25 protein-coding genes and 1 pseudogene are annotated in these 25137 nt (G+C 42.1%); 15 read left to right on the top strand and 11 right to left on the bottom strand.

The window, feature by feature from the left end; all coding sequences use genetic code 11:
* Positions 1–2: 2 nt before the first annotated feature.
* Complete coding sequence (locus CYLST_RS05295) at positions 3–911, bottom strand: bestrophin family protein (RefSeq protein WP_015206675.1); 909 nt, start codon at positions 909–911, stop codon at positions 3–5.
* A gap of 396 nt (positions 912–1307) precedes the next feature.
* Here CYLST_RS05295 and CYLST_RS35745 point away from each other — a divergent pair, with 396 nt between their 5' ends.
* The 3 genes and pseudogenes from CYLST_RS35745 to CYLST_RS33100 form a co-directional block, all read left to right on the top strand.
* Positions 1308–1475: a mechanosensitive ion channel domain-containing protein gene (locus tag CYLST_RS35745; protein WP_245587466.1), complete on the top strand. Its 168-nt coding sequence runs from the start codon at positions 1308–1310 to the stop codon at positions 1473–1475.
* Between the two features lie 77 nt (positions 1476–1552).
* Positions 1553–1747, top strand: coding sequence for a hydantoinase/oxoprolinase N-terminal domain-containing protein (locus tag CYLST_RS05290; protein WP_041232968.1), 195 nt, complete (start codon positions 1553–1555; stop codon positions 1745–1747).
* A pseudogene (locus CYLST_RS33100) lies at positions 1728–3019 on the top strand (hydantoinase B/oxoprolinase family protein); the annotation flags it as partial. The gene CYLST_RS05290 and the pseudogene CYLST_RS33100, both read left to right, overlap by 20 nt.
* Before the next feature lie 292 nt (positions 3020–3311).
* On the opposite strand, the gene CYLST_RS05280 reads toward CYLST_RS33100, so the two are convergent.
* From CYLST_RS05280 to CYLST_RS05260, 5 genes are all read right to left on the bottom strand, one after another.
* Positions 3312–3929, bottom strand: a complete 618-nt coding sequence (locus CYLST_RS05280; protein ID WP_041232967.1) for a hypothetical protein — start codon at positions 3927–3929, stop codon at positions 3312–3314.
* A 206-nt stretch (positions 3930–4135) separates the two neighbouring features.
* Positions 4136–4573: an HNH endonuclease gene (locus CYLST_RS05275; protein WP_015206673.1), complete on the bottom strand. Its 438-nt coding sequence runs from the start codon at positions 4571–4573 to the stop codon at positions 4136–4138.
* A complete protein-coding gene (locus CYLST_RS05270; RefSeq protein ID WP_015206672.1) occupies positions 4566–4967 on the bottom strand; it encodes a hypothetical protein in 402 nt (133 codons plus the stop codon). Before CYLST_RS05270 ends, CYLST_RS05275 begins: the two co-directional genes overlap by 8 nt.
* Before the next feature lie 378 nt (positions 4968–5345).
* Positions 5346–5699: a hypothetical protein gene (locus CYLST_RS05265; protein ID WP_015206671.1), complete on the bottom strand. Its 354-nt coding sequence runs from the start codon at positions 5697–5699 to the stop codon at positions 5346–5348.
* Between the two features lie 513 nt (positions 5700–6212).
* On the bottom strand, positions 6213–7274 hold the full coding sequence (locus CYLST_RS05260) for an NAD(P)/FAD-dependent oxidoreductase (RefSeq protein ID WP_015206670.1): 1062 nt from the start codon (positions 7272–7274) through the stop codon (positions 6213–6215).
* Positions 7275–7426: 152 nt separating this feature from the next.
* Here CYLST_RS05260 and CYLST_RS05255 point away from each other — a divergent pair, with 152 nt between their 5' ends.
* Complete coding sequence (locus CYLST_RS05255) at positions 7427–8269, top strand: YaaW family protein (protein ID WP_041233448.1); 843 nt, start codon at positions 7427–7429, stop codon at positions 8267–8269.
* Positions 8251–9606 carry an O-antigen ligase family protein gene (locus CYLST_RS05250; protein ID WP_041232966.1) on the top strand — a complete coding sequence of 452 codons (1356 nt, stop codon included), beginning with the start codon at positions 8251–8253 and terminating at the stop codon, positions 9604–9606. Before CYLST_RS05255 ends, CYLST_RS05250 begins: the two co-directional genes overlap by 19 nt.
* Positions 9607–9816: 210 nt before the next feature.
* Here the strand turns inward: CYLST_RS05250 and CYLST_RS05245 are convergent, their stop codons facing one another.
* The 4 genes from CYLST_RS05245 to CYLST_RS05235 form a co-directional block, all read right to left on the bottom strand.
* Positions 9817–10239: a DUF488 domain-containing protein gene (locus CYLST_RS05245; protein ID WP_015206667.1), complete on the bottom strand. Its 423-nt coding sequence runs from the start codon at positions 10237–10239 to the stop codon at positions 9817–9819.
* 325 nt (positions 10240–10564) lie between these two features.
* Complete coding sequence (locus CYLST_RS35460) at positions 10565–11050, bottom strand: hypothetical protein (protein ID WP_216595232.1); 486 nt, start codon at positions 11048–11050, stop codon at positions 10565–10567.
* 211 nt (positions 11051–11261) lie between these two features.
* A complete protein-coding gene (locus tag CYLST_RS34175; protein ID WP_157162679.1) occupies positions 11262–11405 on the bottom strand; it encodes a hypothetical protein in 144 nt (47 codons plus the stop codon).
* A gap of 5 nt (positions 11406–11410) precedes the next feature.
* On the bottom strand, positions 11411–11965 hold the full coding sequence (locus CYLST_RS05235) for a pentapeptide repeat-containing protein (RefSeq protein ID WP_015206666.1): 555 nt from the start codon (positions 11963–11965) through the stop codon (positions 11411–11413).
* A 231-nt stretch (positions 11966–12196) separates the two neighbouring features.
* Between CYLST_RS05235 and CYLST_RS05230 the strand changes: the two genes are divergently transcribed.
* Positions 12197–13279: a P-loop NTPase family protein gene (locus CYLST_RS05230; RefSeq protein WP_015206665.1), complete on the top strand. Its 1083-nt coding sequence runs from the start codon at positions 12197–12199 to the stop codon at positions 13277–13279.
* A gap of 187 nt (positions 13280–13466) precedes the next feature.
* Positions 13467–14480, top strand: a complete 1014-nt coding sequence (locus CYLST_RS05225) for a zinc-dependent alcohol dehydrogenase family protein (protein ID WP_015206664.1) — start codon at positions 13467–13469, stop codon at positions 14478–14480.
* Positions 14481–14505: 25 nt separating this feature from the next.
* On the opposite strand, the gene CYLST_RS05220 is transcribed toward CYLST_RS05225, so the two are convergent.
* Positions 14506–16308 carry an iron uptake porin gene (locus CYLST_RS05220; protein ID WP_015206663.1) on the bottom strand — a complete coding sequence of 601 codons (1803 nt, stop codon included), beginning with the start codon at positions 16306–16308 and terminating at the stop codon, positions 14506–14508.
* Positions 16309–16520: 212 nt separating this feature from the next.
* On the opposite strand from CYLST_RS05220, the gene CYLST_RS34170 reads away from it, so the two are divergent.
* The 8 genes from CYLST_RS34170 (at position 16521) to CYLST_RS05190 (ending at position 25128) form a co-directional block, all read left to right on the top strand.
* Positions 16521–16694, top strand: a complete 174-nt coding sequence (locus CYLST_RS34170) for a hypothetical protein (RefSeq protein ID WP_015206662.1) — start codon at positions 16521–16523, stop codon at positions 16692–16694.
* A gap of 375 nt (positions 16695–17069) precedes the next feature.
* Positions 17070–17192: a hypothetical protein gene (locus tag CYLST_RS36335; RefSeq protein WP_281172808.1), complete on the top strand. Its 123-nt coding sequence runs from the start codon at positions 17070–17072 to the stop codon at positions 17190–17192.
* A gap of 114 nt (positions 17193–17306) precedes the next feature.
* Entirely contained in the window at positions 17307–18119 is an 813-nt protein-coding gene (locus CYLST_RS05215) for a class I SAM-dependent methyltransferase (RefSeq protein ID WP_015206661.1), read from the top strand.
* A 301-nt stretch (positions 18120–18420) separates the two neighbouring features.
* The gene (locus CYLST_RS05210) at positions 18421–19509 is read left to right on the top strand and encodes an aliphatic sulfonate ABC transporter substrate-binding protein (protein WP_015206660.1); all 1089 of its coding nucleotides are present in this window, start codon (positions 18421–18423) and stop codon (positions 19507–19509) included.
* Positions 19510–19546: 37 nt separating this feature from the next.
* The gene (locus CYLST_RS05205; RefSeq protein ID WP_015206659.1) at positions 19547–20410 is read left to right on the top strand and encodes a TauD/TfdA dioxygenase family protein; all 864 of its coding nucleotides are present in this window, start codon (positions 19547–19549) and stop codon (positions 20408–20410) included.
* Between the two features lie 191 nt (positions 20411–20601).
* Complete coding sequence (locus CYLST_RS05200) at positions 20602–21666, top strand: sulfonate ABC transporter substrate-binding protein (protein ID WP_015206658.1); 1065 nt, start codon at positions 20602–20604, stop codon at positions 21664–21666.
* Between the two features lie 96 nt (positions 21667–21762).
* Positions 21763–23580 carry a vanadium-dependent haloperoxidase gene (locus CYLST_RS05195; RefSeq protein WP_015206657.1) on the top strand — a complete coding sequence of 606 codons (1818 nt, stop codon included), beginning with the start codon at positions 21763–21765 and terminating at the stop codon, positions 23578–23580.
* A gap of 201 nt (positions 23581–23781) precedes the next feature.
* Positions 23782–25128, top strand: coding sequence for a tetratricopeptide repeat protein (locus CYLST_RS05190; protein WP_015206656.1), 1347 nt, complete (start codon positions 23782–23784; stop codon positions 25126–25128).
* Positions 25129–25137 lie beyond the last annotated feature (9 nt).

Below are 25137 nucleotides of genomic sequence, written 5' to 3'. Positions count from 1 at the left end.
ATTCATAATTCATAATTCACAGATTTTTGCGTGCTGGGAGTAAGGCTGATTAAATCGTTGAGATTGCGCTTGGCAGTATTGCAAATTGTATCTAGGGGTAAATCGTTGACGTCGTAACCAAAGGGGTTTTCTATTTCTAAACCGATGGCTTCAATACCAAATAAAGTAAAACTAACTAAAGCAACAATTAAACCTGTCCACCAACCGAGACTCTCCACCATTTGAAAAGGTAGCAGGAGACAATAAAGTAATAACAATTGCTTAAGATGAATAGCATAGGCTAGGGGTATGGGTGTTTTTAAAATCCGCTCGCAAGATCCTAAATTATCCACCAGATTATTCAATAATTCTTGCATGGATGCTAACTGGTAGCTATTTAGGCAATTACGGTTATACTGTTGCTGTAAATAATCTCCAATCCAGAAAGCAACTTCTAGAGGAGGATTATTCATCAATTTCAGCTTGATATACTTAGAGGGTGACATTAATTCTTCTATCTCACTATCTACAGGTTCTCCCCGTAAATGTAATTTAGTGGCTACAGCAAAAGCTACTAATAAGTTTAATGCAGCAATTTTGTTGTATCTATCTTCAGGAGAAACTTCCTCAACAGATACCCAAATTTGCCGCGCCAGATTGCGAATATTATTTACTATAGAACCCCAGGATTTTCGACCTTCCCAAAAGCGTTCATAAGCTGTATTCGTGCGAAAAACCAGTAATAAACCTAAAACAATACTGGGGATAACGCTGCCTAAAATAGGTTGAGATACTGGCAATTTAAAATGGTAAAGTATTGAAACGAAGAAACCAAAAGCACCACCCCATAAAACTCGTCTATAAATTGCTGAAAGGACTGAGCCTCTAATTTGAAAAGCTTGTTTAAACCATTGTAATTTTATGTTTGTCATGCTGTTTTGCCAAAGGAATATTTGGTTAGTCGATATGGTGTACACCTGATTATTTTAAAATAATAACTCTAGTGGTAGCACAAATGCCAACTAGGATTATGCACCATACATTCTACTATTCGGACATTCGCTGATTGTTAGGCTCATAGTCTGAGTCTGCAAAGGTTCTACATTCCTCAATAGTATTGCTCGTGAAAAATGTAAGTTTAACTGATTTGCAAAAACAGAGACGAGAGACAATTATACCTGGATTTCGTTTTTTTTTAAATCCCTAATTTACTTTAGTGCTGTAAGGAGTATTTTCAAGGTAATTGACATTGATACCACGCCAATTTTAGCAGGAGCAGGTATTGTGAGTACAGGGATTGTTTTGGGGCAGAAACACTGATTAATGCTGTGATTTGTGGATTTTTTATTTTGTTTGAAAACTATTATTTGTTGGGTGACTATATCGAAGCTGGAACAAGAGAAGATATGGTTGTGGTGGGGATTGTGGAGGTAATTGAATTCAGAACCAATATGAATAAAAAGATCCCCGACTTCTTGAAGAAGTCGGGGATCTAAGTCTCTCAGTAGAAAGCAAATCAAATAAGATTGCTATATATCTATGCCAGAAATTTCTTGAGAGGGTGGAATCGACAATGAATTGGGAATTTTGGATTGATCGCGGGGGGACATTCACTGATATTGTGGCGCGACGCCCGGATGGGGAGTTGGTGATTCATAAGCTGTTGTCTGAAAATCCCGATCGCTATTCTGATGCAGCAGTTCAGGGAATTCGGGAGATTTTGGGCATTTCTGGGAATAATGCGCCGATTCCCGGCGATCACAGTTGATAAGATGGCCAATGCGATTAAAAAAATCTCTCTCCAGCGCGGTTATGATGTGTCTGAATATACTTTGTGTTGTTTTGGCGGCGCGGGCGGGCAACACGCTTGTTTAATTGCTGATGCTTTGGGAATGAAGCAGGTGTTTATCCATCCTTATGCTGGGCCTGTGGCGATTGCTACGGTGCAGATGTATACGGCTGGAGAATGGTGGAATACGCCAGTTTATCAGCGGGAAGATTTGCAACCAGGCGATTCTGTTTCTGGCCCAGCAATTATTGTGGAAGCGACTGGTACGAACGTGATTGAACCCCATTGGCAGGTGGAGTTAACTGCACGCAACCATCTCATTTTAAAACGTGTTGCGGTTGTACAGAGCAAAAGCCAAAATCTCGCATTTAACAGCCAAAATCGCCCTGATCCGGTGATGTTGGAGATTTTCAATAATTTGTTTCGTGCGATCGCTGAACAAATGGGCATCACATTACAAAATACCAGTTCTTCAGTCAATATCAAAGAAAGGCTAGATTTTTCCTGTGCAATTTTTGATGGTTATGGGCAATTAGTCGCAAATGCGCCCCATATTCCCGTCCATCTCGGTTCCATGAGTGAAAGTGTGCAAGCGTTGATTGCAACTTATGGCGACACAATGCTGGGTGTATGAAACCTTTAGAAATCATCAATCCAGTTGGTTGTATGTTAAATCCCCGTTATCCTGCTGCTGTGGTGGCGGGAAATGTGGAAACTTCCCAAGCCATTACCGATACTTTATATGGTGCATTGGGTGTATTAGCAGCTTCCCAAGGAACAATGAATAATTTTACATTTGGGAATGAACGCTATCAATATTATGAAACCATCCGCGGTGGTTCTGGTGCAGGTGCAGATTTTGATGGTACAGATGCCGTTCAGACACACATGATAAATTCTCGATTAACAGATCCCGAAGTTTTAGAATGGCGTTTTCCTGTAATTTTAGAAAATTTTGCAATTCGTGCCAATAGTGGTGGTGAAGGAAAACATCATGGGGGAAATGGTGTAATTCGTCGCTTACGTTTTCTAGAGAAAATGACAGCGGGTATTTTGTCAAATCATCGCGTGGTTGCACCTTTTGGTTTGGTTGGTGGCGATGCAGGTAAAGTTGGTAAAAATTATGTTGAGAAGAGTGATAAAACTGTGGAGGAATTAGGAAGTAAAGCAATAGTAGAAATGAACGCGGGAGATATGTTTGTAATTGAAACTCCCGGTGGTGGGGGTTATGGAGAGATAGATAAATTATAGCCTAAATGAGTGTTATACCAAATTGATATGAAGTTGCATAGAATAAGATATGAAAAAGAATTAACCGCAGACAAACGCAGATAAACGCAGATAAAGATGGATAATTAAATTGATTTTATCATTCTGTGCAGCCTCACATAAAATTGGTATTACTGTAATGAGGAGTAGAGACGTTGCATGCAACGTCTCTACATTTGTAGGAGAGGAAAGATGTTTTCTCTTTCAATTTTAAGATTTCCCAAGCATTTTTTAAAATAAATTTGCTTTTTTTGTCAAATGAAAGAATAAAAATTTACGGTTTAAATGAACCACGAAATGAGTAATCAGCACGGGAACCAAAAACCTGTAAATTCCACGTTTTAAAGTTTTCGGCGGAAGTGCAATTATTTCCTCTGCCTTGTAATACCAACCGAAATTTTGTATCAGGGGTTATCCCTTTAGTGAAGATACCATTTCCTGAAACTTTACCTTCTAAACGCAATTCTTTATAGAGTAATGGGCCACCGCCTCCACCTTGACTATTATCGTACAAATCTGTTTCGAAAGAAACTGCGTTGCTGGGAATAGTTAAAGTTAAGATTCCGGTTTTTCCTTGTTCGTCTTTAAACTGTAAATTCCAGCGGCGTTGATTTTTGACTACTGAAAAAGTGTAATTGGTTGAGTTTGAAGATATCCCGACATTCTCACCCCTTTGAGTTTGGTTAACTTTGGCGGTTGGGGAAAACTGCAAACGATTGATTTCGTTAAATTCATAATCACTAATTTTTTGGGAACTTTCTGACCATGTACCTGCATTTGCACAACACGCACAGGCATTTACTTTTGCGGGGAACATGAGAAACATCGCTAGAGCGGTAAATATCAGGTAATAGTTTAGTTTTGATGGTGAATAGTTTGCTATTGTGTTCATTTCTTAATGAGACAGGTACTTGTGGAAGGATATGATTGTACGTGAGTTTGGTGAGTTATTATTTGAAATTGATGGCAATTTAGTTTATTAAGTTATGTAGAGAGGACTTTTATTTTCATTTTTATGTAGCCAATTAATGTAACCACCAATTTCTGGATTACACATATTCAGGACGTACTCGCCTCATTTACCTGCAATTTGCTGTATTAATTATCCGACTCAGCCGGGGGATGTTCCCCAATATCATATAATACCCGCCGTAAATTAACTACACCTTCTCGATTTAATTGTAGTGTTTCTACTGTAGCGCGTCCTGTGGGAGTCAACCCAATAACTACTGTAAAATAATCATTCCAAGCAAAATGCTCACTCCATCGCTGTTGACGTGGATGATATAGCGACACAAAATTTTCACTTAAAATATCCCTACCTTCAGTTTTGTTATACTTATGATTGTTGCAACCCTGACAAGACAAAGCCAAGTTATCCAGTGAAGTCTTTCCGCCTTGACTTCTGGGTATGATATGCTCGATTGAAAATGGTTGAATAGCAAAACGTGCTTGACTTCGACAATACTCACAACATCCCTTAGCACGTTCAAAAACAGCCTTTTTTTGTTGCACTGTAACTCTGTTATCAGACATAAATCTGTGTCTGAATTCCTAAGTTTTCCATCAACACAGTTAGCGAAATACCACGTAAACGCGCCAACTCTGCTAAATATTCAATTCGTTGTGCTTGCAATTTTTCCATCTGTTCAGTTAAGCCTAATAACTCCCTATGCTCCTCAGTTGTGAGAGTTTCTGCTTGTCTTTTAGTAATCAATTTATCATAAATTGTTTGAATATCAGAAGGAATACCTTGATTGATTTTAATTAATAATTCCGCCTCATCTGCTGGTAACCTAGAAGCTTTACGTTGTGCTTGCAGGGATATGACTTGAGATACAAATTTCTCTAAATCTGCATGGCTTAACTGTTCAACCGCCTTAAGCAATTCTTCAGAAGATAGTTGGACTTCAACTTTGACTGTTGACATTTTTTATATTTCACCAGATCATCTATTAATATTCTATACCAGCCCTAAATTATTAGACCTCTGGCAAAAGTTTATTTTAGGAAAATCAAACCACAGATAAACGCAGATAATTTATTGGTATTTATCTGTAGTTACAAATAATAAATTAGATTTTTGGCAAAATGTCTATTCTTATAGGACTTATGCATTGTCAAAAAATGGTAAATAGGTTCATTGGTTTTATTCATTGAAAGTCGTATAAATTGTGCTGGGCAGCACACTACGTGTAGGATGCGTAAAGAGATGCATCGCAAAAGCCTAGCAAAAAAAAAGCCCTTACCACAAAGTTTAGTTGTGGACAGAGCTTAAATATCAAAGAACTTCTGAGAAATCTAAATATTAACCAAACCAGTTAGCAGGTTCACAAACTGGTTGAACTAATTCCTGTGGCTGATTGTTCATCGAGTCGGTTTTTTCTTGAATTATTGAGCAAATGCCTTGGTGAATTAAACTTTGTAGGTGTAGTTCCTGCTCAAAGGAATTGCGAGGTAACTTATAGTTTAAAAGCGGGATTTGCTCTTCAGAAATGCTGCTGTAGAAGCTAGGAAGGCGATTGAGAACGAAGGTAATTAGCTCTTGGCGTAAGTCAGGATTTGCAAAAGCTTGTTGATAAGGGTGATATGGATATGTATCCAAAACAGTTTCAATTTCGCCGATAACTGATTGGTGTGGTACATTGACTAATGTTTTCATGATTCCTTATTTCCTTTTTAATTGAGTCATTGAGTTGTGCGACAAACAAATTATCTAAATGCTAACTGTCATAGAAATCAGTTAGAGGAAATTTCAGTAATAGATTTATAACCTCTAACTCCAAGTTTTATCCCGGTTCTATACCAGACATTTGACCCTGATGATTTTTAGTGATTTTTACAGCAAAACCAAAATAGCCAATGGTAGACTGGCAAAACGGCGCTATTTTATATCTACAGTCACAATTATTTCAAATTTTCGATATTTTGGCTAAAAACTACACAAAACGCAGCATAAGCTATTAGGGATCAATTTTAGGTGCAACAAAGCAATGTTAACCAGTGTAAAATATTCAGGAAAGTGCAACTTAACTTTGTGATTTACATTACTTATAAAATTTTTGCTACTTTTTATTTTTTGTAGTTTATAAAACTAAATTTTCCTATGTTGGTTTGGTAAGGCACAAAGACAGCGACTTACCATTCAGACAAATCAGCCTAGGGAAAGATACAATTATGAGGTGAGAAGTTCAAAAAAATTCACATTATCTAGGGGTAAATGCTGCAACTGATTGTTAATTTCACTAGCAGTAGCTAATCCAGAAAGCATTGCGCCTTCTACGAGATTCCCCCCACACCAATCGCCACAGCAAACTAAAGGTAAGTGATTGTTGGCAGATAAAAATGCTGCGTTCCACGGATGGCTAGGAAAGGCGTAACGCCAGCGATGCACTTGTAGCCATTGGGGATTTAGTAGCGAAGGAAGGGCTAGTGTCTGGGCTGCTTTTTGCAACATATATTTGCCGACTGGTTGTAAATCTTGGGTTTCTAGGTGCTGTTGGGCAAAATTGGCGCTACTTTGCAGAACAAAATGCGGTTGTTGGGGGTGAGGACGTTTGCTGCTATCTAAACCAATCCATGCTAGGTCGGTATCATCGACAAAAGTCAGCGCTTTCCAATTGGGGAGGGATAGATGTTGAGGATATCCAGCCATGACGCTGATAGATGGGAAAAATTCTACAGAACGCAAGTTATCGAGAAACTCTGCATCTAATATAGTTTTGCCCATGGGCGCTAACAGATCCCATGCTTGGGGTGCGGGTATGGCGACGACTACGGCTTTAGCGGTGATTTCTGCGTTGCTAGATTCGAGGGTGAGACGCCAAGTATTTTCAGGGGTGGGGTGAATGGCGATCGCACGCTGATTGAGTAAAATGTCTAAACCATGGGCGAGAAATTTAGCGATCGCACTCATGCCCTCAGGTGCAACATAACAGAGTGCGGCGTTCTGCGTTCTGAGTTTTGAGTCAGAGTTAAATTTTTCAACTGTGTCTGTCCAAATTTCGAGAATATGGCGATCGCGCAACAACTCGACAAACTGTCCCAAAAATTCACCCTTCGGCTTCAAATAACAAGTCCCATGATCGGCTACAGTTCCCTCTAAGCGGCGTGTGGCGACTCTTCCGCCCACACCACGAGACTTTTCTATAACCACCACCGAATATCCAGCTTGACTTAACTGCTGGGCGCAGACTAAACCCGCCATACCAGCACCAATTACCGCAATATCAGTCATAAAACCTCAAAAATAAACTGTAAAAAATTTTCCCATCTGCTGTATTCTTTTCCAGACAGATGTTCGCCTGTGTGCAGAACACTACTCATGACTGCCAAAGGCTAATAGTAGAATAAAGTACAGAAAAGCTGCACAGAATGGAGGAAGGTAAATTGGATGAGCTGAGGACGGTACTAGAGTTAGCAACTGAAGAGGAATTGCAGGATTTAACGGCAATTCTGTTTAGTCGTAAGTTTAATCCCCTAGATTATGTTCACACACCTGAACCTATCGAAGTCCAAAGCCAAACCCGCGAAGCTTGGCTAAACGCCCTAGAAAATCGCTTCCGCTTTTTGGCGGCAGATGGGGTGACGGTTTTGCGGGGACGCACCAACCAAGTCAGTTACCGACAAACGTTAATTCAAGTATGTAACTATCTAAAAATTCCCTATTCTGAACAACTGGCAACTGTTGATTTAGAAGCCGAGGTATTTTTATATCTGTTAGGACAGGTGTGGAAAAAATTGCCGGAACGGGAAAAGCAAAAATTGACCGACCGGGTGCAGCGTCAGTTGGTCAAATCGAACCTGAAACAACCGCTACCACTGTTATTGCAACATGATCCTTTGGGGTTAATTTTCAAAGGCGGTAGTGCCTTGGCTGTGACTTCACTCCTCCAGCCGTTGGTACTCAAACAAATCGCCCGTCAATTTGCGCTTCATTTTGCTACCTATCAAGTAGCTAAACAAGCGACAATTGCCGGTACAGAAGTAGCGACAAAGCAGTTTAAAAACTATGTAGCGTTGCAAATGGCCCGGCGGGGTATGACTGCGAGTGCAGCTCGTTATGGGGCGGTTCGTGGTGCTTTTGCTGTTGTTGGCCCAGTGATGTGGGCTTGGTTTTTTGCGGATTTAGGTTGGAGAGCGATCGCCACTAACTACGGTCGAATCATCCCCACCATCTTCGCTTTAGCCCAAATTCGTCTCACCCGCGCTGAATCTTGGGAGCCAGCTTGAACAAGGCTTTTTATCATCCCCACCCTAGTTTACAATCCGCTTGGAACTGCGCTCAACTGGGATTGTTGGTTTTTCCCTTGAGTCCATTTCTGGGGGCTGTGGGTTTAGGTTTTGCAGTCTTATTCACTTGGCTGCAACAATCCCAGATTATTAACCGCCGCCCCCTGAATTGGGGATTTGCTCTCCTCAGTGTATTACTGTTCATCGCCGCTGGGTTTGCCGAAAATAAAATAGATGCTTTGCTCGGTTTATTTAATTTCTGGCCATTCTTTCTCGTTTTCGTCGGACTTAGCGCCCTAATTCAGACAGCCGCCCAATTGCGGCAAATGGCCTGGATTTTGGTCATTAGTTCTTCGCCAATAGTCATTATGGGCTTTGGGCAGTTGTTTTGGGGCTGGTCTTTAAATTTACAATTTTTGTGGATTATTTTAGAATGGGCGATCGCACCCACGGGAGTACCACCAGGGCGCATGGCTTCAATTTTGATGCACGCTAACAGTTTAGCTGCCTATCTGGTGTTTATTTTCATCTTGGCGTTAGGGTTATGGTTAGAACAATGGCGATCGCATATTCGCCAAAGACAAAAGAGAGACGAATTCAATCATGCCCCCAATTCTCAATCTCCAGTACCCCTAATCTTCTTAACCGTGGCGGTGATTCTCAATTTCAGCGCTTTGATTTTGACTGATTCGCGGAATGGATGGGCGATCGCTATTTTTGCCTGTTTAGCTTTTGCACTGTACCAAGGTTGGCGGTTGCTGGTGGGTTGTGTGGCTGGTATGGCCACTAGTTGTCTTTTAGCAGCTTTTGCTCCGAATGCGATCGCCCAATTTTTCCGTCAGTTCGTTCCCTATTTCATTTGGGCGCGGTTAAATGATGATATGTATCCAGATAGACCAGTCGCCCTAATGCGAAAAACCCAATGGGAATTTGCTTGGTCTTTAAGTCAACAGCATCCTTTCACTGGCTGGGGATTACGCAGTTTTAGTGGACTCTACAAAGCCCACGCGCAGATTAACATCGGACATCCCCACAACTTGTTTTTAATGCTATCTGCGGAAACTGGCTTTCCCAGCGCTCTTTTATATTCTGGCTTCATCGGTTGGATTTTAATTGCAGGTATCCAATTGCTATGGAAATCAAAAAATATAGAGCCAGAAAACAGATTAATATTTTTCAGTTATCTTGTAGTTTTAATTGGGTGGATACTATTTAATACAGTGGATGTCACCCTATTCGATTTCCGGTTAAATCTGCTCTCATGGTGGCTGTTAGGTTCTATCTGTGGAGTCGTATATCGCTACAACTCACCATCCAAGCAGAAAGCTAATAACTAAAAGTCCGGTTAAACACTGCTAATAACCGTAGGTTCGGAAGCCACTCACGTGCGGGACTTCCCACCGTTTCCTCTAAGTGGCGTTTGAGCAACAAAACCCAACATTCCGAGGGCTTTGTTGGGGTTTACGACCTTCAACCAAACCTAGTATTTTCTTAATTTAACCTTATTGGGGCATATTGGATTTAGATAAACACAATCAAGCAATATCTTATGCTAAATGCTGCACAGGTAAATTTACTAATTTTTCTAGTTGTTTAGCAACCTCTGCTCGATGACATCGATGATAATCTTTCTCAGCACATAGCAGTAAAACAGTTCCATTACTGGCGATTTCTGCAACTTCTGCTAATGATTTATTAGCCTCTTCTTTATCTGGTGGAATCCAATTAGCATTTCCAGATGTGTTACCTAAGTAGATTTTGGAAACGTAGTTAACACCTTTAGATATACAAAGTTTTCCAATCTGATCACCGTACCATTTACGGCTCCAAGCACGAGGAGTAAATCTGACATCAACAACATAAGAAACCTCAAATTTATCAAGGTATTCTATGAATGCTTCATAGTCCTTGCGATTACCATAACCGAAAGTGAGAATATATTTATTTGTAGATTTATCTAAATTATCCATTTGACAATTTTCTTTAGAAAAGACTTAGTTGCTCAGATTTAATTTTCGGTGCATAAAATATACCAATAATCATAAATGTGTTTTTATGATTTTTTAGTTTACCCACTATAAAGTATAGATCCTTTTTAATTAAAAATTCATCAACCAATTTTTGTTTAACTTTGTCTAACGCATCCTGTTCTCTTAATTCTAAAGTAGCAGCTTGAGATTTATTCCGACAATTTCTATATAATTGCATTATTTCCCAGTCATTTATAGAATATCTGTGACGTTTACCATCTTGAGCAACGAAATCATAACAAAACTGGTAAGGAATTTTTTCCAGTTATATTGATGGTTCAAATAAATCAAGTTGGTCTTGAATAGCTTGCTGTTTATCACTCCATTCCCGTTCTGTCTTCTTATAAAAATATTTGTTAATAGTTTGAGGTTGAATAATTCCTAACGACTTACCTTTATTTTTAATTTCACTTATGGAGTAAGACTGTAATTGCAACATAAATGACTTTCTCTCTGCCCAATTATCATCAGTACCAACTTTTCTAATAATTTCTAGAGATTCATCATTAATCCGAAAGCTTTCTTCTCTATAATCTTTTAAATTTCTCTCTATTTCTGCACTAATGATAGACCATCTAGGATAGCGTTTATCAGTATCTAGAGAGCGAAAACGTATGGGGTAGATGCGAATCCACCGTAGCGGTTGTTCCAAATCATCTAATAATATTCCCGCTGTGCAGACTGTTTCTTTATACTTCCTACTAATTGATGGGTAGGTTTTAGTAGCGATCAAAATTTTTCTTTTTTCCATATAGAGGCTGACTTTATTTTGCAGAATTATAACTATTTATTTTAAGCAACCTAGTCAATTATACTGTTGTTTGCCTTGATCTTTTCCTTATAAGATGCTGTGCCGTTTTTAAAGCTTTTACTTCAGCGATAAGTGCTTTTGTGGTTTCATAAAAAATAAGGTGGGCATTTTACCCACCCTAGGATTATCCTTTGCGCGAAACATAAACCCCTTAATTTAGCTGATCAAAAAGATTTATTAACGCTGCCCAAACCATCATTGGTGAACCCACAGCCAAATAAAACAACCAGTCTTGTAAACTCAATGGCACAGCTTCAAAAACATCATTAATCAACGGCACAGGAGCAAATAAAATCTGCCTTAGTCGTGAACTGTTCCGTCGGGCATTGTTGTTCCAGTTAACCCTGCTCCCCTGATATTTGCCCCAAGAATATCTGCTCCACTCAGATCTGCGTTATCTAGATATGCTCCATCCATATCTGCTCCACCTAATTTGGCCCCCTTCAAGTTGGCTCCACTTAGCTCTGCTCCCCTGAGATCTGCTCCTGTAAGGTCTGTCTTACCTAAGTCTGCCCCTTTTAAGTTGGCTCCACCGAGCTTCACACCGCTTAGGTCTGCTCCACTTAAATTTGCACCCTTCAAGTCTGCCCCACTCAAGTCTGCACCAACCAATTCTGCGCTAATCAGGCACACTTCAATCATTTTTGCATCAGCAAGGGTGGCCTGATTCAATTTTGCCTGACTAAGATGTGCATTAGTTAGATCAACTCCCCTGAGGTCTGCTCCAATCAAGTGCGCTCCATCAAGGTGTACCCCAATCAAATTTGCATTCGTCAGGCACACCTGAATCAGGTTGACGTTACTAAAGTCTCGTTCTCCTGCTGCGTATCGGCTTAAAAGTTCTTGGGTATTCATAAAAAAAAATAATCTATAACTTTTATAAACTTAAGTAAATCTTATAATTTATCAGGCAAGCTGATCATTAATTAATATGAACTTTTATCACTGATACACAAATCCAATAATTAATGGCGTTGGTGACAGTGACGCCCCAAATCACCTTATATTTGGTGCTAAACATAGTGACCCTGAATGGTTTATGCTGTCCGTGACGGTTAGGGTTGGTAACAAAAGGCAATAAAGTGCATGAACTGGGATTTGTCTACTCCTTTGCAATTATTTGGGCGATCGGCAGAATTCCAGCGCCTTGTGGAAGTACTGTCGCAGGATGGCGATTTGCTGATTACTGGAGTGCCTGGTAGTGGAAGGCGTACCTTGGTACGGGGAGCAGCAAAGGAAGTGAGTGCGATCGCATTGGAGATAGACTGCATCCGCGCTACAGATGGGGGCCGATTTGTGCAATTACTGGCGGAGGCGATTAGCCAAAACTGGGAAACAGCACTAATTCAAGGCTGGGTTGCTGAAAATGCGCCAGAGTTTTTTGGCTTTCATCCACAAGGCAAACTGAAATTATTGCGAGTACTCAACGAAAAGCAGCTATGGCAAGCATTTGAAATCTTGCTCAACTTGCCACAGTTGATGGCTGCTAGCACAAATCAGCGAGTCGCCCTGATTTTGCAGAGTTTTCCTCACATTCGCTCATGGGATCGCCACGGTTTATGGGAAGCAACTTTGAGGCGAGAAGTCAAGGCGCAAACTCATGTCAGTTACATTTTGATCGCCACCATCGCTGAAACAAGTAATCATGGAAATGAAACTGACTATCCTTTAGAAACTATACAGTTAGCTCCCTTAGCTAAGGATGTTTTGGCAGTCTGGGCAAGGGAGATGTTGCAGACACAGGGACTAAAATTTGATTCCCGCTCACAAGCACTGCAACTATTTTTAAATGCTGTACAAGGACACATTGGCGATGCTATGTCATTAATTCGTCGGCTGCCAACTTTACCCCGTCCTGATGAGTTAATTACTGAAAAAGAAGTACATCTTGCAATTGAGGGACTGCTCAAAGACTTATCCATCACCTTTGAGTCCTTACTGATGTTACTCCCAGCAAATCAGGTACACTTGCTGGAATGTTTAGCTGTTGATCCCACAGAGAAGCCACAAAGTAAAGAATATATTCAAAAACATGGTCTTTCCCGTGGTGGAAGTATTCAGGGTGCTTTAACTGGGTTACAGCACAAAGGTTTAATTTACAGTGCAGACCAAGGTTATCGACTAGCGTTGCCTTTATTAGCTTTATGGTTGCGCCAGCGGTTGAAATAAAGCGCAGTTTTAACATCGCTCAGAATTTGGATACAACCACCTAGATGCTTTGGCTTTGGATGATTAGCGATCGCCTACTGCACTGGCGCAGCCAATCCAATCGCCTCACCTGAAAATATGACATTTGCAGGATTAAATATGCAATTAGCATAGCCACAATAAAAAATGGCACTGTTAGTTAATTACAATGAAAGCTTACGAACTTCAAAGCAATGCGGGGATTGAAGCCCTCACATTAGTTGACCGCCCTGAACCGAAACCCGCAGCCAGTCAAGTCCTGATCAGAGTCCACGCCGTATCCCTCAATTACCGTGATCTCTTGGTTGCTGAGGGCGCCTATGGTTCTGGTCTAACATATCCACTAATTCCCACCTCTGACGGTGCGGGGGAAGTTGTGGCGGTTGGGGAAGGTGTCACACGAGTCAAGGTAGGCGATAGCGTGGCGGGTATTTTCTTCCAAGACTGGATTTATGGCTCTTTGACTAGAGAAAAAATGCCATCCGATTTGGGAGGTGGTATTGATGGCATGCTCTCTGAGTACGTCATCTTACACCAAGACGGCTTAGTGATATTACCCGACCATCTATCCTATACTGAAGGCGCAACTTTGCCCTGTGCCGCCGTCACCGCTTGGCATGCCTTGGTGACTAAAGGAAATATTAGAGCTGGTGAAAGCGTCTTATTACTCGGTACAGGAGGCGTTTCGATTTTTGCCCTCCAATTTGCCAAAATCCATCATGCCAGAGTAATTATCACTTCTAGCAGTGATGAGAAATTAGCACGCGCTCAACAGCTTGGCGCTGACGAAATCATCAACTACAAAACAAACGCTGATTGGCAAAAGCAAGTTGATCAACTAACCAATCGCATTGGCGTAAACCATGTGGTTGAAGTAGGCGGTGTCGGCACTCTACCAAAATCCCTCCAAGCAGTCCAGGTTGGGGGACGTATTAGTTTGATTGGCGTCCTTTCAGGCAGAGGCAATGAGATAGATCCCACACCCATAATTTTCAAGAGTTTAGTCGTTCAGGGAATTTATGTCGGTAGTCGGGAAATGTTTGAGACGATGAATCAGTCTATTACTCAACATCAACTTCAACCTATTATTGATAAAGTTTTTCCTTTTACGGCAGCACGAGAAGCATACGATCACCTCAAAAGCGCGGCTCACTTTGGCAAAGTTGTGATTCAGGTAATTTGACACTCACTAGTCTGAAAATTCAAGGTTAAAACCTGAATGTGGTGCGAAACCAACCAACTAAACTATCAGGATTGCTAGCATCAGAGTTTGGTGCCGTCACCCAAATAAACCCAGGCGTAACTTCAATGTTGTCAGTAAGTTTATATTGATACCATCCTTCAACGTGCAGGGAGGTATCTTTGTCTGCTTGACCCCGACCCGCTCCCAAATCCACATTCTTACTGAGTGCAGTGAGTTTTGGCGCCATACCCACAAAAAGACCGCCTAAACTACCTTTTTTCCCCAAATCGGGAAATGTTAGTCCTACTCCCCAGTTCCAGACATCACCATCTCCCTGCTGCAAATACCGATGTGATGAATAACCTACAAAACTATTGATTGTCAACTTCGGATTGAATCTATATAGTGCGCCAATTCCATAAAGATTTCCCACTGTTCCTTTATCGACAATGCCATTCGCTGAATTTTGCAGGTTAGTTGATATGGTGCTGTTGGCCAGGTTACTCCCAGCGGCTGGCCCAAAGTTTGTTCCACCTTGACCCAAGGTACCCGCTGGGCTGTAGGTGTTAGCGTAACTTAAACCAAGCCGAAAATTCTTCTTGGGACTAAAGTATGTTAGCTGTCCGAAGGCTACATATCTGCCTGTAAATAAACCATTATTAGGTCTAGGATCGCTACCATTAGGCGCACTGTATGATAACCCTAATTGAAACTGTGGGCCAAGTTGCTGGAGTATGGCAATTCCGGGGCCTGTATCTCCATAGTTATAAACCATATTCCGCCGTGAAAATCGTGAAATCCCATTTGAAGCAGACCCTTCAAATGGGTTTGTCGGGCCACTTAAGCCGATCTCATTGGCTCCATCCGACTGGGCAAAAATGTTTAATTGGGTATCGTTAGTCAGTGGAAATCGATAACGGATTCCACCAGTAATAATCTGATTGGGCGCAAAACTAGGACTGGCATTATCGGCAGTTCTCCCGTCAAAGGTGCCAAAAATTCCACCAGTTGGATTACTCGTACTCAGGGAATTTGAGAAGTTCCCTTTAGGATTGGGTACTCCACCTAGGGAGTTAATATTTCCACCTGAAAGCGTTAACCGTAGTTGATCTTTACCAGTAAAACTGGTGTTTAATACTAGGCGAGTCTGGTCTGCAAACGTGATGGTGCGGGGTGCAGGTTGCTTGGTGACCACGTTATTACCAGCTAGAACGCCTCCAAGCACGAACTGAACTGTACCAGTGAGTTTGGTTGTGGTGGAAAATTGTTGTTGTTGAAGGGTTTCTGTCTGTGCATCCAACGCATTCACTCGGCCGCGCAATGTTACCAGTTCTGCTGCAAACTGTTCTTGTAGCTTTTGCACAGTCGCCAAGTCTTCCCGTTTGACCAATTCTCCAGTCGAACTACCAATCAGTTCGTTGAGGCGATCAAGCGCTGCATTTAAGCCAGCAGCAAATTCATAACGAGTCAGAGAACGATCACCTTGAAATGTGCCATTTGGATATCCCGTAATCACGCCGTAGCGCTCAACCAGAGACTGTAGTGCTTGAAATGCCCAATCTGAAGGCTTAACATCAGACAGTTGCGAGACGGATGTGACTTGCGCTAAGTCATCATTAGCAACTGTGACGGTGGGAATCAAGGGATCTGCTCCTTGACTTAATTCAGGCTGAATCTCTTGAGCAATAGTAGTCGGCGCAATCTCATGAACCTTAGATTCGACTTCATCTGCATTCGCAATTGTTGACAACACCAAGAATCCACTAAAAAAAGCTGGAATCACTAGCAAATAATTCCACAATACTTGAGGCATAGGTTGTTTGTTCATCTCACAAAAGTCAACTCAATTTATCTGGGTAATATTTATTTCTGTAGCTACTAAGACCCTGTTGGCAGAACGAACAATCGTATATCTGAACCCTGGAACTACTTGGGATTACAGACTTGCTACTTGACATAAATTAGTTTGGTAAAAAGCTTGGTTTACCTTGGCTTAATCATAGATAAAGCCGGCTTAGGTAGCGCTGTAGTCAGTTAGAAATGACTACTAAAATCATGAGTTTTAACCAGTTTAATCGATTTGTAGAAACGCGATTAATAGCATCTAGTCAAGAGTTGTCACCCCCCGCAGTTTTTGACAGACTTTTGCTAGATGCCTATGTCTTAGTGTTTGCAGATCCAAACTCTACAACAAACATCGCACCTATCCAGTAGTCCCGCAGAACTAGGAGTCTGAAATCAGTAGATTTTAGATGCAAATCAGCAGATTGGCTACTCGTATTTAGCATAAGTCCTGATAAATACTTGGTAAATGTCCTTCATCGGAATGAATGTTCTCCCCAATTTATTGAGCGCAGAATCATAAACTACGGCAACACTATCGAATTGTAGTTGTTTTAGTTATAACACAGGATATTTGCACAAACTTCTGGAAAAAGCAAGTCTATTTTCCGGCTTTTAGACTGAATTTCATATATTGTTACTTTGCAATTACTTTTCTGAGATGCTTGCTTTTTAGCAAAAACTGTGAAAAACTATGTTGTGGATAAAACAACGGTAAAGCGGTCAAGTTACCGGAGATTATTTGTTATGAGTCTACCCCTACCTGCTGCAATAGGTCAGCATCGATGGGGTGATGACTTGACATTTAAGACTTTTGTTTTTGCGATCGCATATTGTGATCACCCAATGGTCATCAGCCAAAAATGTTAACCGTCTAAACTGTCTACTCGCTGTCTCGTAGGGTAGGCATTGAGTCCTGTCTACCTTACTTACCTAAATCTAGAGATCAACAGTTGAAGACGTCTGATAGAGAAAGTATCAACAATGAAAACACTTCCTACCTATGACCCAACATTATTTGAGGGTGCAGCTGAAGACTACGCTCGATATCGAGCCAAATACCCACCTGCCTTATTTGCTAAACTAGCTGAAATATTCCATTTCAATAATCAAGGAAGACTCCTAGACTTGGGTTGCGGCCCAGGACTGATGACAATTCCTCTACAAAGCCAATTTCAAGAAGTGGTTGCTGTCGATCCCGATCCAGAAATGCTGAAGATCGCTAAACAACAAGCTTCATCTGTAGGGGCAAATAATATTACCTGGCTAGAGCAAGGGGCAGAACTGATTAACTCTAGTTTAGGGGTATTTCAGCTAGTCACCATTGGCAGAGCTTTCCATTGGATGGATCGAGAACTCGTACTGGAGCGCATTTATCAATTGCTCTCTGAAGACGGGGGACTGGTATTGATCGGCACTAACGAAAACCCTTGGGGAAGCCCTCTCCCTTGGAAACAAGCCGCCATCGAAGTTGTGAAGAAATGGTTAGGTGAGCAACGGCGGACTGGACAACGAGGACAAGGCCTTTGGAATATTCCCGATCCTCCCCATGAAGTTGTAATTGCCAAGTCGGCTTTTGCACGTCAAGAAGTCTATGAAGTACCCTTTGAGCAACATTGGACAGTGTCCAGCTATCTTGGCTATTTGTACACAACTGCCTTTGCGCTCAAGATTTTCTTTGGTGATGATGCTGAAGCATTTGAAAAAGATCTCAAGGAAACATTGCTGGGTGTTGAGCCTTCTGGATATTTCACAGAAGAAATTAAAGCTTCAATTAGAGTTGCTTGGAAGCATTAGGCACATTGAAAGCTAATCATTCAATCCCAGGATTTTGGATTGACCCCATACCTAAAGACAGAAGTGAGTGAAAATTTCGGATTTTTCTCTACTCAATTTCCGCAAATTTTTCCTCCTCACGAATCTTGAGTTTTCAGTCTGTCAAGTTCCTTTAGGGTGGGTTATCTCCACCCTATTTCCTAACTTCAGATATCACAAAAAAACAAAATTTAAAAATCTAAAAATATTTTTGGGATATTTATGCAAACCTATTTTTTTGTGCTCATTTTGACCATTTGAATAGGAATAAGTAAAACAATTCATGCTAGGTTTGAAAGTGAAATTAGAATCTGGGAATCGCCAGCGAACAACTCGTCGTTCCTTATTATTCACCCTTGGTTACTGTTTAGCACTATCAACTACCATATCGAGTTGCAGTCAATCTCAGAGAAGCAGTGAGCAGTCGGCAACTTCACCTAATAGTAGTCAGGAGCCAACGAAGAAGCAGGTGGTGCGAATTGTGCGCTCCAAACAACTAACTGCTCTAGCAGTTCTTGAAAAGCAGGGCACCTTAGATAAAAGATTGGCATCTTTGGGTTTTAAGGTACAGTGGCCTGAGTTTGCTGCTGGACCACAACAGCTAGAAGCCCTGAATGCGAACGGACTTGACATTGCATCCACTGCGGAATCGCCTCCCGTTTTTTCCCAAGCAGCAGGAGCGCCACTTGTCTACCTAGCTACTACAGCCCCTAATGGTAAAGCTATCTCTCTTTTAGTTCCGGTGAACTCTCCTATTAAAAGTGTTGCTGAGTTGAAGGGCAAAAAGGTGGCTTTCCAAAAAGCATCGATTGGTCACTATCTGTTAGTAAAAGCATTGGAAGGAGCAGGTTTAAAACTGACCGATGTAGAGTCAGTTTTCTTAGCACCGCCAGATGCCAATGTAGCGTTCAGTCAAGGTAAGGTGGATGCTTGGTTTATTTGGGACCCATTTGTTACAAGATCTGAACAAAAGAAAGTCGGTCGTGTTTTGGTAGATGGGGAAAAATTGCGGGATACTGCCAATTTTTACTCAACCTCACGCCAGTTTTATCAGGCACATCCTGAAGTAATCAAAGCATTTTTAGAGGAACTACAAAAAGCAGAACTTTGGGCTAAGGATCATCCCCAAGAAATGGCACAACTGCTTGCGCCTGTAACTCAGCTAGATGTGCCGACGCTAGAAATCATGCATCAGAAGTATGAGTATGGGCTGCGACCGATTACTCAGCAAGTCATTACCAAGCAACAAGAGGTTGCAGATAAATGGTACAGCCTCGGACAGATACCGAAGAAGGTGAATGTTAGAGATGGGTTTTTAACATCTGAAGAGTATGCCAAGATTACTCCCGCTGAGGTGTTAGCTCAAAAATAGATATCTCAAACAAAAGATTTTTATACAGGAGAAGATTATGCCTACTTTGACTTTGACAGAATTTAAAATCGCTGCTACTGGTGGTGCATTGGGCGCTGTGGTGACTGGTTTGGATGTGAGCAAACCTGTGAAGCCTGAGGTGATTTTGCAGTTAAAGCAAGCTTTGCGCGATCGCCATATTTTAATTTTCAAAGAGCAGAAGCTAGATGATGAGCAACTTCTAAACTTTGCGTTTTACTTTGGTGACCTTTATGTACCACCAAACGATGTTCCTGTTTTGGCTTCCCAACCAGGTGTAACTCCGGTGGTGATTCCCATCTCCAATGTTGATGGAGGCTATACCGGTACTGGAGAGTTGGCTTTCCATTCTGATCACCATTGGACTCCCAAACCTTCTAGTGGTTCGCTGCTTTATGCTTTGGAAGTACCGGCTGTTGGTGGAGATACCTCTTGGTTAAATCTCAATTTAGCTTATGAAACTTTAGACGAGTCAACCAAGGCGCGGATTGCAGACTTGCAGTTGATTACCTACAATCCATTTTTGCGCGATCGCGACACACCGTCCTCTAAATACCGTTTGGATCGCAATATTCCCCTGATCAGCCCTGTATATCCCCATCCACTGGTTCGCACACATCCTGAAAGTGGTAAAAAGATTCTCTATTTGGGCTATTCCACAGAAGTTGAAGTTGTCGGCTTAGAACCAGAAGCAGGTGCAGAACTGATCGAGCAGTTGCGCCAACACCTAAATCAGCCCCAATTTTACTACCAACACAAATGGTCTGTAGGTGACATTGTCTACTGGGATAATCAAGCCACCTTGCATTATCGTCAAGCATTTGATCCCAACGAACGCCGGGTAATGAGACGAGTTAGTTTAGCTGGTAGCCGTCCCTTTTAATTCAACTAAACTAATTCATTTTCAGCTTTCCATCTTCTGCATCTTCAAAGCTGGAGTGGGTAATACTCACTCCATTTCCTAAATTTTGCCCGCCTCATTTGTCAAATCTCAACGCTGCTGGAAACCAATTTTTTTAAGGATAACAAACTTGCCCTTGAGCAGGAATTGAAATTACCTGGAGGTAAAATCAAGTGTTGACCAATAACATCAGAACCAAGCGAACAGTAATTAGCAAAGTAGCCTTACTCGCAATGTCTGGGTTAATGCTGCTATCCACTACCTTAATTAGTTGTACTTCCACCAGTCCCAAAGCAGAAACAGCACCATCGAAATCTCTAAGCTTTAACACAAAAGTAGTCCGCATGGGCTATCAAAGCTCCGGCGATATAGTTAGGGTATCGAAAGTTTTAGAAAAACGTCTAGAACCTTTGGGGGTAAAAATAGAGTGGGCGCAATTTGCCCAAGGTCCACAACTCATGGAAGCCATGAATGTCGGCAAAATTGATCTGGGATCTGTTGGGGAAACTCCTCCCATATTTGCCCAAGCTTCTGGTGCATCTATCGTCTATATTGCTGGTAGGCGGCTTACTCGGACTTCTGGTACAGGGAGTGCTATTGTTGTGCCTAAGGGTTCTCCTATTAAAACTCTAGCTGATATCAAAGGTCAAAAAGTTGTCTTTCAAAAAGGTTCTGCTTCTCACTATTTTATTCTCAAAGCCTTAGAAGAAGTGGGTTTAAAATATAGTGATATTCAAGTTCTAAGTATGCCCAATGTCGAAGCCCGTGGTGCATTTATTCAGGGAAATATTCCTGTTTGGGTAACTAGCGATCCGCATTTAGCTTTGGTGGAAAAAATCCACGGTGCGCGTGTGCTGCGAGATGGCAAAAATATTGGGACTCCAGGGGGATATTATGTGGCTACACGGGAGTTTACTAAGGACAATCCCGAATTAGTCAAGATTATCCTTGAAGAAATTAATAAAAATGCTGAATGGGCAGAAGCAAACCGCAAAGATGTTGCCAAGCTATTATCACCAATACTCAAAATTGATTTGCCTATTCAGGAGATAATCACTAGCCGGGCAAATTATCGCTTGAAAGGAATCACCCCAGAATTAATGAAAGATCAACAGCGGATAGCTGATATATTTTATAGCGAAAAAATTCTGCCCAAAAAGATTAACATCCAAGAAGCGCTGCTAAAACCTGAAGAATATACAGCGCTGACTCCGCCAACATTAATTAGTGAAAAATAGAACCTGGAAATTACGCTTCATTCAGGATGAAAAAATAATCCAAAAATATCCAACTCTACCCGAATATTTCACTTTATAGCTATAGAGACAATAGAAATGCAAATCGACCCTAATTCTCATCAACCTTACCCAAAAGATACACAAGAGGCGAAGCATTCCCGTGTCGCTGGTGGAGGTAGCAAACGCTCTTTTTTTGGGCGGTTGAGTAGACGCTCATTCCTCGGTCGCACTAGTCTGCTTACCGCTGCTGGAGTTATGGGTGTATCTCTCTCTTGGAAGAAAGGAGAAGATACCGTTCTGGCAAAAGATATTGTGGGGCGGTTGGACTATGACAAGTTGCGAGACAAAGCCTATCAAGTGCGTGTAGCAGCAGCAAAGGCTAATCGAGAGATTCCCATTCCTCCCCATCCCACCAATGGTGATGAAGAGAAGTACCCCAACAAAATCGGCTCTGACTCTAGGGGACTACCGCACAACAAACTGGGTGAAGTCGATCTCAAAGCTTATGACTCTCTGACCAAGGCAGTGACAACCCAAAACCATGATGACTTTGAAAAGGTCATCTTGGGAGGTACTAGGAAACTGGTCAATGCTCAGGGCCCCTTAGCAATCAGCTTAGAAGGGTGCAATGCCGCTCAGATAGCAGTGCCGCCACCAGCAACTCTCGCTAGTGCAGAACGGGCTGCTGAAGCTGTTGAACTTTATTGGCAAGCCTTACTGCGGGATGTACCTTTTCACAAATTACAGAATAACACTGACGACCCGCTTGTCTTGGCAGCTGTTGAAGATATCAACAAGCTTTCAGCGTTCAAAGGTCCGAAACTAAATGGACGTGTCACTCCCCAAACTCTATTTCGCGGTAGCGTCACCTACGTTGATCAGAATGATAAATCTGGCAGGACGGCAAAACATGTTACTGCACCAGGGGTATTAGTAGGGCCTCACATCTCACAGTTTGCATTGCTGAATATTCCTTGGGGAAATCAGTTTATTTCGCCGCTGATTCGTACTGCTCTGCCTGGTAATGACTTCCTGACTGATTACGAAGAATGGCTGAATGTGCAGAATGGAGGCAGTCCTAAATCGCTGAAGTACGACTCTGTTCGCCGTTATATATTCACTATTCGCGACTTATCGGAATTCTCCCATTCACCAGGGGCTACATTCTTCGGAGCTGCTTTAATTTTGGGTGGAAGTCCCAACGCCAACGACCCTCTGAGCAGTGGCATTGGCGCACCCTTTAATCCAGGTAATCCCTTTGTCAAATCAAAGACTCAACAGGGGGGTAATGGGTCGTTTGCACTGGGACATTTACAAGCTTTACTTAACCTGGGTACATCCCGCGCGGTCAGAGCTGCATACTGGCAAAAGTATTATCTACACCGCATTTTGCGTCCAGAAGCTTATGGTGGTTTAGTCCACAACAACTATATCAATAAAACTCAGTATCCGATTAATGCGGAGATCTTAAACTCCAAAGCTATAGCTCAAAGCTTTAGCAAATTTGGTTCCTATCTGTTACCGCATGGATTCCCGGAAGGCTCACCCATTCATTCTTCTTATGTTGGTGGTGCCGCATCGATTGCTGGTGTTAGTGCCACCCTAATAAAGGCATACTTTGATGAGAGTTTCATTATCCCCTATCCTGTAGTACCTGATCCTAATGACCCTACTAAGGTGATTCCCTATATAGCAGAGCCTCTAACGGTGGGTGGTGAGTTGAACAAGCTGGCAGCTAATTATGCCCTTGGTCGCGGACACGGTGGTATTCATTGGCGTACAGATGGTTCCGCTGGCTTGGCTTTGGGTGAAGAGATCGCCATTAGTATCCTCAGGGATGAAAGGCTGGGTTACAACGAAAAATTCAATGGCTTCACTTTCACCAAGTTTGATGGCACAAAAATCACGGTTTAAATCTATCTTTCTGTTGGCTATAATCTACTGTATCTCGATTGATATACAGTAGATAAAAGTTAAGTTGGGAAAAGTCAGCTGCCATAAATTTAATTAATTCACACGCAGCGATCAACCAAGATGCTTACATCATTGGGATTTGCCCTAAGTAAATTTATCACTACTTAGTGCTAGTAGGCGTGTAATGCTCTGGGAAAAACGATGTTGCAAGATTCTCAAGAACTGGAAATCACCACTGATTCATTAGAGGCGGTAACAGCCGTAAATCGCTTTGTTGATGAGTTATTAGGTGTTGGCAATGATGCCCAAGTTATTCTCAAGGCGGTTGAGGCAGATCCAGCTTGTGTGATCGCAAATGCTCAAGTTGTAGCTTTTTACCTGTTTTCGGGTAAAGCTGATGCTTTGAAGTTGGCGACGCCCTATTTGGATGCGGCAAACAAGAATTTAGCACAGGCCAATGAACGAGAAAAGCTATTTGTGAGGGCGATTGACGCTTGGGCTATTCGTGATCTACAACAAGCGATCGCTATTCATCAAACAATTAGCGATCGCTATCCCCGTGATTTAGCTTCGGTGCATATCTGCCAGTACCACCAAAGAAATATCGGCAATAGTCAGGGGTTACTGCAAATTGCCGAAAAAGTTTTCCCCGCTAATCGCGAGAATCCTTATATGTATGGAATTCTGGCTTTTGGTTTAGAAGAATGTCACCGATTAGTAGAAGCAGAAGCAGCAGGACGGCAGGCAGTTGAGATGAAGCGTCATCACCCATGGGCCCATCACGCTGTTGCCCATGTTTTAGAAACTCAAGGTCGCCTAGAAGAGGGAATCGCTTGGATGGAAAGTCTCGCTGACACTTGGGAAAACACCGACCTGGCATTTTACACCCATCTTTGGTGGCATACTGCCCTCTACCACCTAGATGCCGATAATTTTCACCAGGCGGTAGAAATTTATGATCAACATATTTGGGGACGTGCCAATAAAGACGCTGCACGGGAGCAAATCAACGCCATTTCCCTACTGTTAAGGTTGGAGTTGCGCGGGGTAGATGTCGGTTCTCGCTGGCAGGAAATCGCCGCTTATTTATATCCCAGACTTCACGAACACGCGATCGCCTTTCTGGATCTACAATACATCTATGCGCTGGTGCGGGCTGGTAAGGATGACTGGGCGACACAGATGTTAGAGAGCATCCAAGATTACGCCGAAAAAGCTTTACCTTATGCTCGCAAAACTTGGAAACAAGTGGCATTACCTGCGGCTAAGGGGATGATAGCCCATGCTCAAGGTGATTGGCAAAATGCGATCGCTCAACTAGAACCAGTATTGCCCGAATTGTATTCCACCGGTGGTTCCCATGCCCAACGAGATTTATTTGAGCAAATTTATCTTGATGCCCTAATTCGTGCCAGCAAGTATCATAAAGCCGTGAATATCCTTGAAAAGCGTCATGCGGCCCGCAACAACATTCCTCTAATCCAACGGCAATTAGCTAAGACATACACCCACCTAGGCAGAAGCCAGCAAGCATCCTCGCAGATATAAAAATCTAGA

The organism is Cylindrospermum stagnale PCC 7417 (genome assembly GCF_000317535.1).
Classification (GTDB): Bacteria; Cyanobacteriota; Cyanobacteriia; order Cyanobacteriales; family Nostocaceae; genus Cylindrospermum; species Cylindrospermum stagnale.
Note: the sequence above shows the minus strand (reverse complement) of the source record. Positions and strands in the feature narration are given on the sequence as shown.